The organism is Microbacterium sp. CFSPD4_SD4 (genome assembly GCF_057364585.1).
Genome location: NZ_JBNFOC010000001.1, coordinates 398,018 through 411,228 on the forward strand (window position 1 = coordinate 398,018; position 13,211 = coordinate 411,228).

The following is a 13,211-nucleotide window of genomic DNA, read 5'->3' on the forward strand; positions in this document are numbered from 1 at the left end:
AGGACTCAGTGGGGTCCGCGTCGCCGGGCGGCGGCGACCGCGGGCCCCACACCGTCCAGGACGGGCTCTCCGTGGCCCGTCAGAACGACCCGCGCGCTCGTCCGTGCCAGGGTGTCCAGCGACTCCATCGCCTCCGCGGTGTCGGCCGTGGCCGCCCTGGCGACGATCTGGGGTCCGGTCTCGCCGGTATACGGGTCGAGCGTCACGAGGGCGTCGCCGGCGATGAGCACCCCGAACTCCTCGAACAGGTATGCGCAGTGCCCTTCCGTGTGCCCGGGAGTCCACAGCGCGATCGGGGTCCCAGGGGCGTCGATCGGATGCTCGTGTCTCACGCGCGGCTGCGCCTCGACGCCCCGGCCGTTCAGCGCTCCGGCGAGTGCCATCCGGGTGATGGTCGGGATCCCCCGCGGATGGGTGAGCACGTAGGGGACGCGCGGTGAGGCCGGACGGTAGCTGTACGGATGACGAGCCAGGTGTGCGTCGCGAGGGTGGACGAACACGGAGACCCCCTCCTCGTGCAGCCCGCACGCGACACCGACGTGGTCGAAGTGCCCGTGCGTCAGGACGACCGCATCGATGTCTGTCTCTTTCGCCGCGAGGTGACCGAGCAGGTCGCGCAGCACGCCCCTGCTGCGCGGCAGTCCCGCATCGAACAGCGTCAGCCCGTCCGCGGTCTGCACGAGGTAGCAGTTGACGTCCGCCACGCTGATGCCGAAGAAGCCGGGAACGACCTCCGTCCACTGCCGCCCTCTGCTCATCCCCGGTCCTCCTCGTCGTCGGCGGGCCCGCGCCCCGCATCGAAGTTGCGCTCGTACCGCTCCCTGGCCTCGAGCAGCACGTGCGCGCCGATCACGGCGATCGGCTCCACGTCCGTCAGCAGCGGCTCGCAGTCCGGGCCGCGGCCGCAGTGCTCGCCCCGGAGGACCCAGGCGATGCGCTGCGGATCCTGCTCGGCGAGGTGCCGGTACTGGCAGAGTTGGCGCGCCAGCCAGTCCTCCAGGGGACGCGTCCACCACCGCTCGGCGTCGAGAGGATTGACGGAGAGCCCGGGGAGCTCCAGTCCGCTCTCGGTGTCGACGCTGGAGCGGCGGGCGTCCGCGTCCGGTCCCTCGGAGTAGCGGACATGCAGACCGGGGCATGCGCGGACGACCGCGGCCAGCTGCGCCAGGTGGTCGATGCGTCGCAGCCCGGTCGCAGCGTCGCGATCGGTCGAGGTGCCGCAGGTGCGGTCGAGAGCGGCGTCGGTCATGGGCTGAGCGTAAGAAGCGGCCGTGACGACGCCGAGGGGGATTGACAATCCGGGCTTGGAGCTCATCATCGCCGGAGCGGCCGCGGACGCGCGAGAAGTTACCGCGCCGCTTCCGCCGCGTCAATGCCCTCTCAGCCCGCGCCCAGGGGTTCTACCTTCGGGCAACCGCACCCACCTTGGAGGGGATCATGAGCGACACCACCCGCACCACCCGCTACGCCGAGACACCGATCCAGAAGACGGCGCTGATCGTCGGCATCGTCTTCCTCATCGTCGGCATCGCCGGCTTCATCCCGGGGCTGACCCACTCGGCCGAACACCTGCACGGTGCCGGAGCAGCATCGGAGGCCTTGCTCCTCGGCCTCTTCCAGGTCTCGGTCCTGCACAACGTCGTGCACCTCCTGTTCGCCGTCGCGGGCATCGCGCTCGCCGCCTCGCCGCGCGCCTCCCGCCTCTACCTCATCATCGGCGGGCTCGCATACCTCGTCGTCTGGCTGTACGGCCTGATCGCGGTCGGCAACGAGCAGCTGAACTTCCTGCCGGTGAACAACGCCGACAACTGGCTCCACCTCGGTCTCGCGATCGGCATGGTGCTGCTGGGCATCTTCGTCAGTCGAGAGCCGCGCGTCCCGCGGAACGGCGCAGGCGCCGCGCGCGTCTGACGCTCGGTGCACCACGTCGGGACGCCTCCTCCTCGCCTCGCGGAGGGGGCGTCCCGGCTGTCATCGTCCCCTGCCCTACGACAGGTCCAGGTTGCCTGTGACGGCGCTCCCGGCGGGCTCCGGCACGAGATACAGACCACCGGGCGAGTTCGCCGTGTACGCCAGCGCGTCGACCCAGGCGCGGTTGATCTCCGGCTGGCGGCTGCCGACGTACTTGAACACCATAGAACTCCCGGCGTGGAGCCAGACGGTGATCCGTCCGCCCCCGACGCTGGCGTCCTCCTTCCAGGTGTACGGGAAGGGCTCGCCCCGCCGCAGCTTCGCGGTCATCACCAGCTGCAGATGCCGCAGCGCGCGGTCCTCGACCTCGACCTTGGTGCTTCCGTCGTAGATGAATCTGCCCATGTCCGCCCTTCCTGAGATGATCGCCACGAGGTCTCGTCCCACGGAGGTGCGATCGTCGATCGCCGGTGGTGATGTCCGTCCACCCTGTCACCGGCACCGCACCCGGGAAGACGAAGACACCGTTGTGCGGACAGGAAACGAACAGTTCGTGCGAGCGGTGTCCATTCCCCGGTCACCCCTCCGCCGGCTGCACGGCATTCCCCCAGACCCAGCAGCGGTAGGTGCGCTCGCCGGCACGGAACTCTATGCCCGCCGCGAGCGGAGTGGAGCGGACGACCTTGGCCTCCACGCGGATCGCCTCCGGGCCGAACCGCACCCACGCCCGCACCCGCCGCTGGAGCGCGTGCGGATAGACGGTGACGGCGGACTCGCGCAAGGCGAGCTCGCGATCGGACAGGGACTGCAGGGGGCCGCGGCGTGCGGCGGCCTCGATGGCCTGATGCTGCGACCGCATGTCGTTGTACGCGGAGAGCGCGCGACCCGAGTTCCCCACACCGGCTCCTTCCTCCGGCCTCTTCCAGGATACCGATATTCGAACACATCTTCGAACTCGATCCCGAGGGCGCAGACACGCAGATTCGCACCGAGGTCGCAGGGCTCCGCCGTGAGGCTGCGACCTCGCGCGGATCTGCGACGCCGCGAGAGGGGAGGATGCCCCGCGGGCAAGAAAAAACCCCCGGCAGAACCGGGGGTTTCAGGTGGTGCGCGATACTGGGATCGAACCAGTGACCTCTTCCGTGTCAGGGAAGCGCGCTACCGCTGCGCCAATCGCGCCCGTTGGGGCTATTCAGTTTTCCCGTGAGGTGGCGACGGGATTCGAACCCGTGTAAACGGCTTTGCAGGCCGGTGCCTAGCCGCTCGGCCACGCCACCGTGTGGATTGACCCCACGTGCCGCCGATCTTCGAGAAGATCTACTGCACTCGAGCGGATGACGAGACTCGAACTCGCGACCCCAACCTTGGCAAGGTTGTGCGCTACCAACTGCGCTACATCCGCATTTCGTTCCCGGTTGTCCCGGGCACTTATGAAACATTAGCCGATGATCCGCGCTCCGCCAAACCCGTGGCGAATCTCGCGCGTGTCTCCCCGACTGGTCATCGAGGCGCTCGCGGGTCGGGTAGTATCGGTTGACGTACCCCGCGGGTATGGGCGATTGGCGCAGTTGGTAGCGCGCTTCCTTCACACGGAAGAGGTCATCGGTTCGAGTCCGGTATCGCCCACAGAATCCCTCCGAAGGCCCCGATCATCCGGGGCCTTCGGTGTTTCCACCGGTCACAGGACCCTGCCGTCCCCCGGTCGCGAGACCCGCAGCCACCGATAGCCGTACGCGGGAAGCTCCAGCTCCACCCCGCCGTCGTCGTCGAGGGGCACGCGCCGCGCGTCGAGGAGGTCGACCAGGGTCGTGCCCGCGGGCTCCTCCCCCAGTCGGAACCGCGTCGTCGCCGGCCGTTCCGCGAAGTTGTGGACGGCGATCGTGCGCCCGACATCCGCCTCCAGGGAGTGCACCAGCAGGGCGTCCTGCGGCTGGTCGATGACGCGGAACATCCCCCACCCGAGCTCGGCGACACCCGGTAGCGCGCGGTCAGGTCGCGGATGAAGTGCAGCAACGATCCCCGGTCCTCGAGCTGCGCGGCGGCGTTCACGTGCGTGGGCGCGTACCCGTCCGTCGGCACCGGCGCGACCAGCCGGGAGGGGCGCGCGTCGGAGAAGCCGCCGTTGCGATCCGCCGACCACTGCATCGGGGTGCGCACGGCCTGCCGCCCCTCGATGGCGATGTTCTCGCCCATCCCGATCTCCTCGCCGTAGAACAGCACCGGGGTTCCGGGGAGGGTGAAGAGCAGGCTGTAGGCCATCCGGATCCTCCGGGGATCGCCTTCCAGCATCGGCGGGAGGCGCCGGGTGACCCCGCGCCCGAACACCCGCTGCCGCTCGTCCGGAGCGAAGGCCTCGAAGACCTCCTCGCGCTCGGCGTCGCTCAGCTTGTCGAGGGTGAGCTCGTCGTGGTTCCGGAGGAAGTTCGCCCATTGCACCTCGGGCCCGAGGACCGGGCGGGCCGTGAGCGCCTCAACGAGTGGCGCGGGATCGCGGCGGGCGAGCGACAGATAGAGCGCCTGCATCGCCACGAAGTCGAACTGCATGGTCAGCTCATCGCCGTGCGCACCCCCGAAGTACGCCCGCTGCTCCTCGTACGGCAGGTTGACCTCGCCCAGCAGGATCGCCTCACTGGACCGCCGCTGCAGGAAGCGCCGCATGTCGCGCAGCAGCTCGTGCGGGTCGGGGAGGTCGGACGTCTTCGGGACCTCGAGGAGGAACGGCACCGCATCGACCCGGAACCCCGAGATGCCGAGCTGCAGCCAGAACCCGATCACCTTCGCGATCTCATCTCGGACCACGGGGTTGGCGATGTTGAGGTCGGGCTGGTGCTCGTAGAAGCTGTGCTGGTACCACTGCCCCGACTTGTCGTCCTTCGTCCAGATCCCGTCGGCCTGCCCGGGGAACACCGTGTTCTTCTCGCCCTTCGGCGGTGCATCGTCCCGCCACACGTAGTAGTCGCGATAGGGCGAGTCGACGCTGCGGAGCGCCGCGCGGAACCACGGGTGACGGTCGGAGGTGTGGTTGACGACGAGGTCGACGATCACGCGGATGCCGCGGTCGCGGGCGGTGCGGATCACCTCCACGAGGTCGCCGTGGGTGCCCAGACGAGGGTCCACGCCGTAGAAGTCGCTGACGTCGTAGCCGTCGTCGAGGTCGGGCGAGGGATAGAACGGCATGAGCCACAGGCACGTCACACCGAGCTGCGACAGGTAGTCGATCCGCTGCGCGAGGCCGCGGAGGTCGCCGACGCCGTCGCCGTCCGCGTCCAGGAAGGTCTCCACGTCGAGGCAGTAGACGACGGCCGTCTTCCACCAGAGGTCGCTCGTGTCGGTGATCTTCATGTGCGCTCCCTCAGGGCGGGCAGGATCTCGGAGGCGGCCGCCTTCAGGAACCCGGTCTGCTCGCGGCCCACGTGGTGCAGGTAGATCCGGTCGAAGCCGATGCCGACGAGCTCCGCCAGTCGTCCCGCGAGGGAACGGGCGTCATGATCGACGAGGACCGCCTTGCGCAGCCCCGCTTCGTCGACCTCGCCCACCGCGGCGTCGAAGTCCTCCGGCTGCTCGATGTTCCACGCGAGCGGCGGGGTGACGACCCCCTGCCGCCACTGCTCCTTCGCGGTCGCGTACGCCTCGGCGTCGTCGGCGCCCCAGCTCACGTGGGTCTGCAGGATGCACGGCCCCTGTCCCCCGGCCGAGCGGTAGGCCTCGACCACCCTCCGGAGCGCGGACGGCTCCTGGGCGACGGTCGCGAGCCCGTCCGCCCACCCGGCCGCCCACTCCGCGGTCTCCGGGCTGACGGCGGTGGCGAAGAGGGGTGGCGGCTGCGCCGGTCGGGTCCAGATCCGCGCGCGGTGCACGCGCACGAGACCGTCATGGTCGACCTCCTCTCCGGCCAGCAGCCGGCGGATCACGTCCACGCTCTCGCGCAACCGCGCGTTCCGGACGTCCTTGGCGGGCCAGACGTCGCCGGTCACGTGCTCGTTCATGGCTTCCCCGCTGCCGAGCGCGGCCCAGAACCGTCCGGGGAACATCTCCTCCAGCGTCCCGAAGGCCTGTGCGACGATCGCCGGGTGGTATCGCTGTCCCGGCGCGTTGACCATGCCGATCGGGAAGCGGGTGCGGGCCAGCGCCGCGGCGATCCAGCTGAACGCGAATCCCGACTCCCCCTGCTCGGGCAGCCACGGGGCCAGGTGATCGGAGCACATCGCCCCGTCGAAGCCGGCCCACTCCGCGCTGACGACCGCGTCGAGCAAGGCGCTGGGCGGGATCTGCTCATGGGAGGCGTGGAATCCGATGAAGACCATAGGCCGAGTCTGGCAAGCGACGACGCCCCACGGCAGTGGTTGACAGAAGCGCCGGGTACTGGCAGGTACGGCCGATGTCCGAGGGCGGACGTAAGCTGCACCGGTGCCGAAACCCCGCCTTCTCCCCGGACCCTGCCCGCTCTGCGGCGGTCTCACCGGGCTGCGGACGGACGATGCCTGGCATTGCGCGCTCTGCGGCTGGCGCTATGGGGACTCCCCCGACCCCGACCTGCCGTTCCCGCGGATCGACGTCGTGTACTACCTCCGGTACGACCGCAGGGTGAAGATTGGCACGAGCAGGCAGCCACGGCGCAGACTCGCGAGCATCCGTCATGACGAGCTCCTCGCCTTCGAACGGGGCGACCGGGTGCGCGAACAGCAGCGTCACCGCGAGTTCGCCTCCGCGCGCGAAGGCGGCGAGTGGTTCACCCTGACGCCCGAGATCCGCGCTCACATCGCCCGCTTGCAGCAGGACGGCGACCCCTGGCACCAGTACGCCCGCTGGCTCAGCGCCGCTCTCCGGGGCTGAGCCGCCTATCACCACGCGCCGGATCGCACCAGGGGATCCCGTCCTTCGCGGACGGCAGGCAGACTCGCCGATGAACGGGCGCACCCGGCGCCCCGCGTGAGAGGACCGGACATGAACGGACGAGAGAACATCCCCGCCGACGACGTCAGCGCGCAGGATCCGCTCGCCGGCGACGGGAGCGGCGACCCGAACAGCGACCGCCAGTTCCTGCAGGATCTGCCTCCCGCCCAGGTCGACACCGAGCAGCAGCAGGAGCATCAGGCCGAGGCCGACGACGAGGAGTAGTCCTCGCGACGACGAGGGGCGACCGGATCGGCATCCGGTCGCCCCTCGTCGTGTCCGGCGTCAGGCAGTCGCGGTGCGTCCGCGGGTGCTCTGCGGCTGCGGCTGGGAGAACAGCACGACGACGATGACGGCGGCACCGACGACGACGTGCGGGAGCCAGACGTTCAGCGCCTCGCCCGCGAAGCCGAACAGCCACGGCGACAGGGCGAGGAAGAGGCTCGCGACGATGTCGAAGACGAGGTGCACGGGCATGGGGATCAGACCGAACGGACCCCACTCGTACTTCGTGAAGAGGCTGTAGACGATGAGGCCGACGCCGAGGACGATCGGGATGACGACGGGGGCTCCGCCCATGCCGGCGAAGCCGAAGAGCCAGGGCGCGGCGATCAGAGCGATTCCGACGACGTAGTCGAGAACTCCATGGACCTTGGTGGGGATGAAACGCATGATTCCTCCTTGGGTGCCGCCGGCGGCGACTCACAGGAAGGTTCGGAGCCCTGCCCCCATCGGATGGGAACGCGGCATCCGCCTCAGCTCTGTGCCCACCCGTATCGCCGCTGGAGCGCCGCAGCGACCCGGGCGTACCGGGTACGGTCCAGGGCCGCTGCCTCCCGGCGGAGACCACGCTCGTGGACGCTGTAGAGCTGTTCGATGTCGACCCAGGACTCGCGGCCCTGCCCGTCCCACTCCCCGCTCCCGATCGAGAGGTAGTCGCGGTCGCCGTCGTGCGGCCGGCTGGTCATCCGCACCGCGTACACCCGCTCGGAGGACTGCCGCCCGATCACCAGCACCGGTCGGTCCTTGCCTCGGCCGTCGTTCTCCTCGTACGGCACCCAGGTCCAGACGACCTCGCCCGCATCCGGGGCCCGTCCCGCTGCGGCGCGTAGGACACACGGACGGCCGGCATGCGCCCGGCGTCGAGCCGCACGGTCTCGGTGCCGCGGGCGCGTCCCGGCTCGACGCCGGCATCCGATGCCGACCGCCGCTCGCGCTCCTCGGCCGTCCGCAGACGCGCGTCCGGGCGCCGCGGACCGGGAGAGGTCCGCGACGCCCGGGGGGAGCCCACTGCTCGGCGCAGGAGATCCGCGAGTGTCTTCAGGATGCCGTTGCTGGTCGTGCCCACACGGTCACCCTAACCGTCGTCACGCGTTCGCGAGAGCGTAGCCCTCCTCGCCGTGGACGACCTGGTCGACACCGGCGATCTCGTCCTCGTTCGTGATGCGGAACCCGATCGTCTTCTGGATCACGAAGCCGATCACCCAGGCGACCACGAAGGAGTAGATCAGCACGCCGGCGGCGGCGATCACCTGGACGGCGAGCTGGCGGGCGTCGCCGCCGACGAACAGGCCGGTGCCGGTCGCGAAGAAGCCGAGGTACACGGTGCCGATGAGACCGCCGACGAGGTGGATACCGACCACGTCGAGCGAGTCGTCGAAGCCGAGGCGGAACTTCAGCTCCACTGCGAGGGCGCAGACGATGCCGGCGACCGCGCCGAGCAGGAGGGACCACCCGGGGGTGAGGTTGGCGCAGGCCGGGGTGATCGCCACGAGACCCGCCACCGCACCGGAGGCGGCTCCGACCGAGGTGGGCTTGCCGTCCTTGATGCGCTCGATGAGGATCCAGCCGAGGATCGCGGCCGCCGTCGCGCCGAGCGTGTTCAGGCCGATGAGGCCGACGCCGCCCATGTCCTCGGCGAGCCACTCCGCACCGGCGTTGAAGCCGAACCAGCCGAACCACAGCAGGGCGGCGCCCAGCAGCGTCAGCGGCACGTTGTGCGGCTTGAGGATGCCCTTCTGGAAGCCGATGCGCTTGCCGAGCACCAGGGCCAGGGCCAGCGCCGCGGCGCCCGCGTTGATGTGCACCGCGGTGCCGCCGGCGTAGTCGATCACGCCGATGCCGCTGTCCTCGCCGAACAGGGTGGTGCCGAGGTTCATGATCCAGCCACCGCCCCAGACCCAGGCAGCGACCGGGAAGTAGCCGACCGTGGCGAAGACGCCCGCGAAGATCAGCCAGCTGCCGAACTTCGCCCGATCGGCGATCGCCCCGGAGATGAGGGCGACGGTGATGATCGCGAAGGTGGCGCCGTACGCGACGCTGAGGAGGGCGACGTTCGACCCCTCACCCGAGGCGAGGCTGGACAGGCCGATGTCCGCGAACGGGTTGCCCGCGAAGGCCGTCGGGCTGTCCACGGCGCTCATCGAGAAGCCGAAGAGAATCCACAGCACGGCGACGAGTCCGATCGAGCCGAAGCTCATCATCATCATGCTGACGACGCTCTTCGCTTTGACGAGACCGCCGTAGAAGAACGCGACGCCGGGCGTCATGAGCAGCACCAGTGCCGTCGCGGTGATCGCCCACGAGATGTTGCCGGGAGCATCCATAGGAAAACCTCACATCCGAAGTAGTTGAGAGCTTCAGTGTGACCACGGGCGATTTCGCCCATGCGTGAGGTTTGTTTCCCCGCGGTTACAGCCCGCCTCCGCGTGTGAACATCGCGTTACGCGGGCCTGCGGGCTTACGCAGAATGCGTGAGCGCGTTGAGCCGGGAGATGGCGCGCAGGTACTTCTTGCGGTAGCCGCCGGCGAGCATCTCGTCGGAGAACACGGCGTCGAGCCCGAGCCCCGTCGCGAGGATCGGGATCTGGGCGTCGTAGACGCGGTCGACGAAGGCGACGAACCGCAGGGCCTCGGACTGGTCGGTGAGCTGGCGCACGCCCCGCAGCCCCACCCGGTGCAGGCCGTCGATGAGCCGGATGTAGCGCGAGGGGTGCACCTGCGCCAGGTGCCGGATGAGGTCGTCGAACGCGTCGTCCGAAACGGCGCCGTCCGCCGCGGCGGCGTCTACGGCGGCGCTGTAGGCGGCATCGTCCAGCGCCACGGCGTGACCGTCGATCGCGCGCTGCCGGAAGTCGACGCCGTCGATGCGCAGGGTCTGGAAGCTGTCCGACATCGCGTGGATCTCGCGGAGGAAGTCCTGCGCGGCGAAGCGCCCCTCGCCGAGGGCGTTCGGCGGCGTGTTGGACGTGGCCGCGAGCCGGGTGCCGGTGGGCACGAGCTCCCCGAGCAGACGCGTCATGACCATGGTGTCGCCCGGGTCGTCGAGCTCGAACTCGTCGATGCAGAGCAGATCGGCGCCCTTGAGGAGGTCGACGGTGTTCTTGTAGCCGAGGGCACCCACCAGGGCGGTGTACTCGATGAACGAGCCGAAGTACTTCCGTCGGGCAGGCATCGCGTGGTAGATCGAGGCGAGCAGATGGGTCTTGCCCACGCCGAAGCCGCCGTCGAGGTAGACGCCGGGCTTGAGCTCCGGCTCCTTCTTGGCCCGGCTGAACAGACCGCCGCGCTTGACGGGGGCGCCGCGTCCGGCGAAGCGGAGCAGCGTCTGCTTCGCCTCCTCCTGGGACGGGTAGGCGGGGTCCGCCCGGTAGCTGTCGAACGTGGCGTCGTCGAACTGCGGCGGCGGCACGAGGCTCGCGAGCATCTCGGGTCCGCTGACCGTCGGCGTACGCTCGGTGAGGTGGACGGTTCCGGTGCGGGTGGTCGGGTCGGTCATCACGGTCCTGAATCAGGCAACGGCCTGTGTCGAAGTCTTACGGATCGGGTCCCGGGGGCGCGCGGAGGATCTATCGTCGAAGGGACGGATCCACACTACGCCGTCCGCACCGCCCGCTCGCCCGCTCACCGCTACGGAGACCCCATGGCCATCGAGTTCGACTCCTCCTCCCCCAAGTTCGCCGAGTACGCCGAGCCCGGCCGCCTGGTGACGACCGAGTGGCTCGCCGCCCACCTGGGAGAGCCCGGCCTCGTGGTCGTCGAGTCGGACGAGGACGTCCTCCTCTACGAGACGGGCCACATCCCCGGAGCGGTGAAGGTGGACTGGCACACCGAGCTGAACGACCCGGTGGTGCGGGACTACGTCGACGGCGAGGGCTTCGCCGAGCTGCTCAGCCGCAAGGGCATCGCCCGCGACGACACGGTCGTGATCTACGGCGACAAGAACAACTGGTGGGCCGCCTACGCGCTCTGGGTGTTCTCCCTCTTCGGCCACGAGGACGTGCGCCTCCTCGACGGCGGTCGTGACCGCTGGATCGCGGAGGGCCGCGAGCTCACCCGCGAGGCGACGAACCGCCCCGCCACGGAGTACCCGGTGGTGGAGCGGGACGACACGGCCATCCGCGCATACAAGGAGGACGTGCTCGCCCACCTCGGCAACCCGCTCATCGACGTGCGCTCGCCGGAGGAGTACAGCGGCGAGCGGACCACGGCTCCCGCCTACCCGGAGGAGGGGACGCTGCGGGCCGGCCACATCCCCACCGCGCAGAGCGTGCCGTGGGCGAAGGCGGTCGCCGAGGACGGCGGCTTCAAGAGCCGTGCGGAACTCGACGCCATCTACCGGGACGGCGCCGGGCTGCAGGACGGCGACGACGTCGTGGCCTACTGCCGCATCGGGGAGCGCTCGAGCCACACGTGGTTCGTGCTGAAGCACCTCCTCGGCTTCGAGAACGTCCGCAACTACGACGGCTCGTGGACCGAGTGGGGCAGCGCGGTGCGCGTCCCGATCGTCGCGGGCACGGAGCCCGGCACCGTCTGAGGTGGGAGAATGGCGGGGATGAACGCCTCCGCCCTGCCCGAGACCCTCGCCGAGATCCGCGACGGATTCCTGGAGACCCCGGAATCGGACCGCCTGCTGCTGCTCCTGGAGTACGCGGACGAGCTGCCCGCCGTCTCCGACGAGGTGGCGGCGCATCCGGAGATGTGCGAGCGCGTCGCGGAGTGCCAGTCGCCGGTCTACATCTACGTCGAAGTCCACGACGACGTCGTGACCATGCACGCCACGGCTCCGGAAGAGGCGCCGACGACCCGGGGCTTCGCGAGCATCCTCGTGCAGGGGCTCACCGGGCTGACGGCGGACGAGGTGCTGGCGATCCCCGAGGACTACCCGCAGTCGATCGGGCTCACCAAGGCCGTGTCACCGCTGCGGATCGGCGGCATGACCGGCATGCTGATGCGCGCCAAGAACCAGGTCAGGCAGAAGCGCTGAGCCCCTGCGCCGCGAGCCACTCCGTGATCGCGGTGGTCCAGCCCTTCTCGTCGTAGTTCCAGAGCTTGGTGTGCCTCGCGACCGTGAAGCGCGGCATGGTGACGAGGTCCGGCCGCGCCTCCTGCAGGGCGTGCGAGGCGTCCGCGGGAACGAAGCCGTCGTCGTCGCTGTGCAGGATGAGGATCGGCGCGTGCAGTTCGTCGGCACGGGCGACCATGTCCAGGCGGTCGAACAGGATGGGTTCGTCCGCACCGCTGAGCTTCGCCGTGAGCGGCAGCTGCAGCGCCCCCATGGCGAGGGCGGGTAGGGGCTCGCGCACTCGGGCGACCCGCGCCTGGAAGCGCAGCACGGTGCGCCAGTCCACGACCGGCGACTCGAGGATGATGCCCGCGATGCGATCGCGATGGCCGGAGTTGACCGCAGCCTGCAGGGACACCGCCCCGCCCATGGACCAGCCCATCAGCACGACCCGCTCGGCGCCGTGACGCAGCGCGTAGGCGATCCCGGCGTCCACGTCGCGCCACTCCGACGCCCCGAGGGCATAGGCGCCCGCTCTGGTGCGCGGGGCCTCGCCGTCGTTGCGGTAGGACACGACGAGAGTGGGCAGCCCCGCCGCGTGCATCACCGGCACGGCACGGAGGCATTCGGCCCTGGTCGTGCCCCGACCGTGCACCTGGATGACCCAGGTCGAGGAGTCCCCGGGGAAGAACCATGCGGGGCACGGCCCGGCCGGAGAGCCGATGAGCACGTTCTCCCAGCGCAGGTGCAGCTCGCTCGGCGACGTGTAGTAGCTGCCGCTGAAGGACGCACCTCGGTCCACCCTGGCGCCGGGTTCGATCTTCGTGAGGAGCTTGCGCCGCACCGTCGTGCCGTCGGCGCTGAGGACGGCACCGAGCTTGACGTAGCCGTAGGTGCCCGTCGTGAACAGGCCGTATCGCCCCGGGAGCTCGGTGTCGAGCGTGCGGCGGAGCTCGATCGTCTGAGCGCCGGTGTCGATCGCGAGGATCTCGGTGTCCTGGATGCGGCTTCGCAACGGGGTGACGACCCGGCGCGCCACCGCGATCACGAGGACCCCGACGGCGGCGCCCACAGCGAGGAGCGCGGGGACAACGATCGCAACGGCGTGCCTGAGACTCTTCAT

General features: G+C 69.9%; 15 protein-coding genes, 4 tRNA genes and 1 pseudogene. 6 read left to right on the forward strand and 14 right to left on the reverse strand.

The genetic code is table 11. From position 1 onward, the window contains the following. Window positions 1–5 precede the first annotated feature (5 nt). A complete protein-coding gene (locus tag AC2W7E_RS01990; protein WP_485988434.1) occupies window positions 6–758 on the reverse strand; it encodes an MBL fold metallo-hydrolase in 753 nt (250 codons plus the stop codon). Then, window positions 755–1,249: a DUF6098 family protein gene (locus AC2W7E_RS01995; RefSeq protein ID WP_231729437.1), complete on the reverse strand. Its 495-nt coding sequence runs from the start codon at window positions 1,247–1,249 to the stop codon at window positions 755–757. The genes AC2W7E_RS01990 and AC2W7E_RS01995 overlap by 4 nt, the downstream gene beginning before the upstream one ends. Before the next feature lie 188 nt (window positions 1,250–1,437). Between AC2W7E_RS01995 and AC2W7E_RS02000 the strand changes: the two genes are divergently transcribed. Further along, window positions 1,438–1,911 carry a DUF4383 domain-containing protein gene (locus tag AC2W7E_RS02000; RefSeq protein WP_085607600.1) on the forward strand — a complete coding sequence of 158 codons (474 nt, stop codon included), beginning with the start codon at window positions 1,438–1,440 and terminating at the stop codon, window positions 1,909–1,911. 75 nt (window positions 1,912–1,986) lie between these two features. Here the strand turns inward: AC2W7E_RS02000 and AC2W7E_RS02005 are convergent, their stop codons facing one another. The 5 genes from AC2W7E_RS02005 to AC2W7E_RS02025 all read right to left on the reverse strand — a co-directional run bounded on the left by AC2W7E_RS02005 (window position 1,987) and on the right by AC2W7E_RS02025 (window position 3,313). Further along, window positions 1,987–2,316, reverse strand: coding sequence for a DUF7882 family protein (locus tag AC2W7E_RS02005; RefSeq protein WP_062634442.1), 330 nt, complete (start codon window positions 2,314–2,316; stop codon window positions 1,987–1,989). A gap of 172 nt (window positions 2,317–2,488) precedes the next feature. Beyond that, complete coding sequence (locus tag AC2W7E_RS02010; protein ID WP_025103546.1) at window positions 2,489–2,809, reverse strand: hypothetical protein; 321 nt, start codon at window positions 2,807–2,809, stop codon at window positions 2,489–2,491. 206 nt (window positions 2,810–3,015) lie between these two features. Then, window positions 3,016–3,090 (reverse strand) — tRNA-Val (locus AC2W7E_RS02015). Window positions 3,091–3,117: 27 nt separating this feature from the next. After that, window positions 3,118–3,188: transfer RNA gene (locus AC2W7E_RS02020), tRNA-Cys, on the reverse strand. 52 nt (window positions 3,189–3,240) lie between these two features. Beyond that, window positions 3,241–3,313 (reverse strand) — tRNA-Gly (locus AC2W7E_RS02025). Window positions 3,314–3,464: 151 nt separating this feature from the next. On the opposite strand from AC2W7E_RS02025, the gene AC2W7E_RS02030 reads away from it, so the two are divergent. After that, window positions 3,465–3,537 (forward strand) — tRNA-Val (locus AC2W7E_RS02030). A gap of 52 nt (window positions 3,538–3,589) precedes the next feature. Here AC2W7E_RS02030 and AC2W7E_RS02035 read toward each other — a convergent pair. Beyond that, window positions 3,590–5,253 (reverse strand): annotated as a pseudogene (locus AC2W7E_RS02035) (alpha-amylase family protein). Then, window positions 5,250–6,215, reverse strand: coding sequence for a TIGR03885 family FMN-dependent LLM class oxidoreductase (locus AC2W7E_RS02040; protein ID WP_485988435.1), 966 nt, complete (start codon window positions 6,213–6,215; stop codon window positions 5,250–5,252). Before AC2W7E_RS02040 ends, AC2W7E_RS02035 begins: the two are co-directional and overlap by 4 nt. Window positions 6,216–6,318: 103 nt before the next feature. Here AC2W7E_RS02040 and AC2W7E_RS02045 point away from each other — a divergent pair, with 103 nt between their 5' ends. Together AC2W7E_RS02045 and AC2W7E_RS02050 are read left to right on the forward strand one after the other, a co-directional pair. Then, window positions 6,319–6,744: a GIY-YIG nuclease family protein gene (locus AC2W7E_RS02045; protein WP_126893134.1), complete on the forward strand. Its 426-nt coding sequence runs from the start codon at window positions 6,319–6,321 to the stop codon at window positions 6,742–6,744. Between the two features lie 111 nt (window positions 6,745–6,855). Further along, window positions 6,856–7,029: a hypothetical protein gene (locus AC2W7E_RS02050; RefSeq protein WP_153244978.1), complete on the forward strand. Its 174-nt coding sequence runs from the start codon at window positions 6,856–6,858 to the stop codon at window positions 7,027–7,029. Window positions 7,030–7,089: 60 nt separating this feature from the next. Here AC2W7E_RS02050 and AC2W7E_RS02055 read toward each other — a convergent pair whose 3' ends face one another. The 4 genes from AC2W7E_RS02055 to zapE form a co-directional block, all read right to left on the reverse strand. Continuing rightward, the gene (locus AC2W7E_RS02055; RefSeq protein ID WP_303709152.1) at window positions 7,090–7,476 is read right to left on the reverse strand and encodes an SPW repeat domain-containing protein; all 387 of its coding nucleotides are present in this window, start codon (window positions 7,474–7,476) and stop codon (window positions 7,090–7,092) included. A gap of 83 nt (window positions 7,477–7,559) precedes the next feature. Then, window positions 7,560–7,862 (reverse strand): type II toxin-antitoxin system PemK/MazF family toxin, encoded by a 303-nt coding sequence (locus tag AC2W7E_RS02060; RefSeq protein ID WP_485988436.1) that lies wholly within the window; start codon window positions 7,860–7,862, stop codon window positions 7,560–7,562. Window positions 7,863–8,171: 309 nt separating this feature from the next. Then, window positions 8,172–9,410 (reverse strand): ammonium transporter, encoded by a 1,239-nt coding sequence (locus tag AC2W7E_RS02065; protein ID WP_025103552.1) that lies wholly within the window; start codon window positions 9,408–9,410, stop codon window positions 8,172–8,174. A gap of 134 nt (window positions 9,411–9,544) precedes the next feature. Continuing rightward, entirely contained in the window at window positions 9,545–10,582 is a 1,038-nt protein-coding gene (gene zapE, locus AC2W7E_RS02070; RefSeq protein WP_025103553.1) for a cell division protein ZapE, read from the reverse strand. 144 nt (window positions 10,583–10,726) lie between these two features. On the opposite strand from zapE, the gene AC2W7E_RS02075 reads away from it, so the two are divergent. Next, window positions 10,727–11,620: a sulfurtransferase gene (locus tag AC2W7E_RS02075; protein ID WP_485988437.1), complete on the forward strand. Its 894-nt coding sequence runs from the start codon at window positions 10,727–10,729 to the stop codon at window positions 11,618–11,620. 18 nt (window positions 11,621–11,638) lie between these two features. Further along, entirely contained in the window at window positions 11,639–12,070 is a 432-nt protein-coding gene (locus AC2W7E_RS02080) for a SufE family protein (RefSeq protein WP_025103555.1), read from the forward strand. Here AC2W7E_RS02080 and AC2W7E_RS02085 read toward each other — a convergent pair. Continuing rightward, window positions 12,054–13,211, reverse strand: coding sequence for an alpha/beta hydrolase family protein (locus AC2W7E_RS02085; protein WP_025103556.1), 1,158 nt, complete (start codon window positions 13,209–13,211; stop codon window positions 12,054–12,056). The two genes, AC2W7E_RS02080 and AC2W7E_RS02085, sit on opposite strands and share 17 nt — an antisense overlap.

Bases quoted from the DNA above. Each gene is read 5' to 3' on its own strand.
- AC2W7E_RS02050 (WP_153244978.1), top strand. From the start codon at position 6,856: ATGAACGGACGAGAGAACATCCCCGCCGACGACGTCAGCGCGCAGGAT.
- AC2W7E_RS02085 (WP_025103556.1), bottom strand. From the start codon at position 13,211: ATGAAGAGTCTCAGGCACGCCGTTGCGATCGTTGTCCCCGCGCTCCTC.
- AC2W7E_RS01990 (WP_485988434.1), bottom strand. From the start codon at position 758: ATGAGCAGAGGGCGGCAGTGGACGGAGGTCGTTCCCGGCTTCTTCGGC.
- zapE (WP_025103553.1), bottom strand. From the start codon at position 10,582: ATGACCGACCCGACCACCCGCACCGGAACCGTCCACCTCACCGAGCGT.
- AC2W7E_RS02005 (WP_062634442.1), bottom strand. From the start codon at position 2,316: ATGGGCAGATTCATCTACGACGGAAGCACCAAGGTCGAGGTCGAGGAC.
- AC2W7E_RS02075 (WP_485988437.1), top strand. From the start codon at position 10,727: ATGGCCATCGAGTTCGACTCCTCCTCCCCCAAGTTCGCCGAGTACGCC.
- AC2W7E_RS02055 (WP_303709152.1), bottom strand. From the start codon at position 7,476: ATGCGTTTCATCCCCACCAAGGTCCATGGAGTTCTCGACTACGTCGTC.
- AC2W7E_RS01995 (WP_231729437.1), bottom strand. From the start codon at position 1,249: ATGACCGACGCCGCTCTCGACCGCACCTGCGGCACCTCGACCGATCGC.
- AC2W7E_RS02065 (WP_025103552.1), bottom strand. From the start codon at position 9,410: ATGGATGCTCCCGGCAACATCTCGTGGGCGATCACCGCGACGGCACTG.
- AC2W7E_RS02040 (WP_485988435.1), bottom strand. From the start codon at position 6,215: ATGGTCTTCATCGGATTCCACGCCTCCCATGAGCAGATCCCGCCCAGC.
- AC2W7E_RS02000 (WP_085607600.1), top strand. From the start codon at position 1,438: ATGAGCGACACCACCCGCACCACCCGCTACGCCGAGACACCGATCCAG.
- AC2W7E_RS02080 (WP_025103555.1), top strand. From the start codon at position 11,639: ATGAACGCCTCCGCCCTGCCCGAGACCCTCGCCGAGATCCGCGACGGA.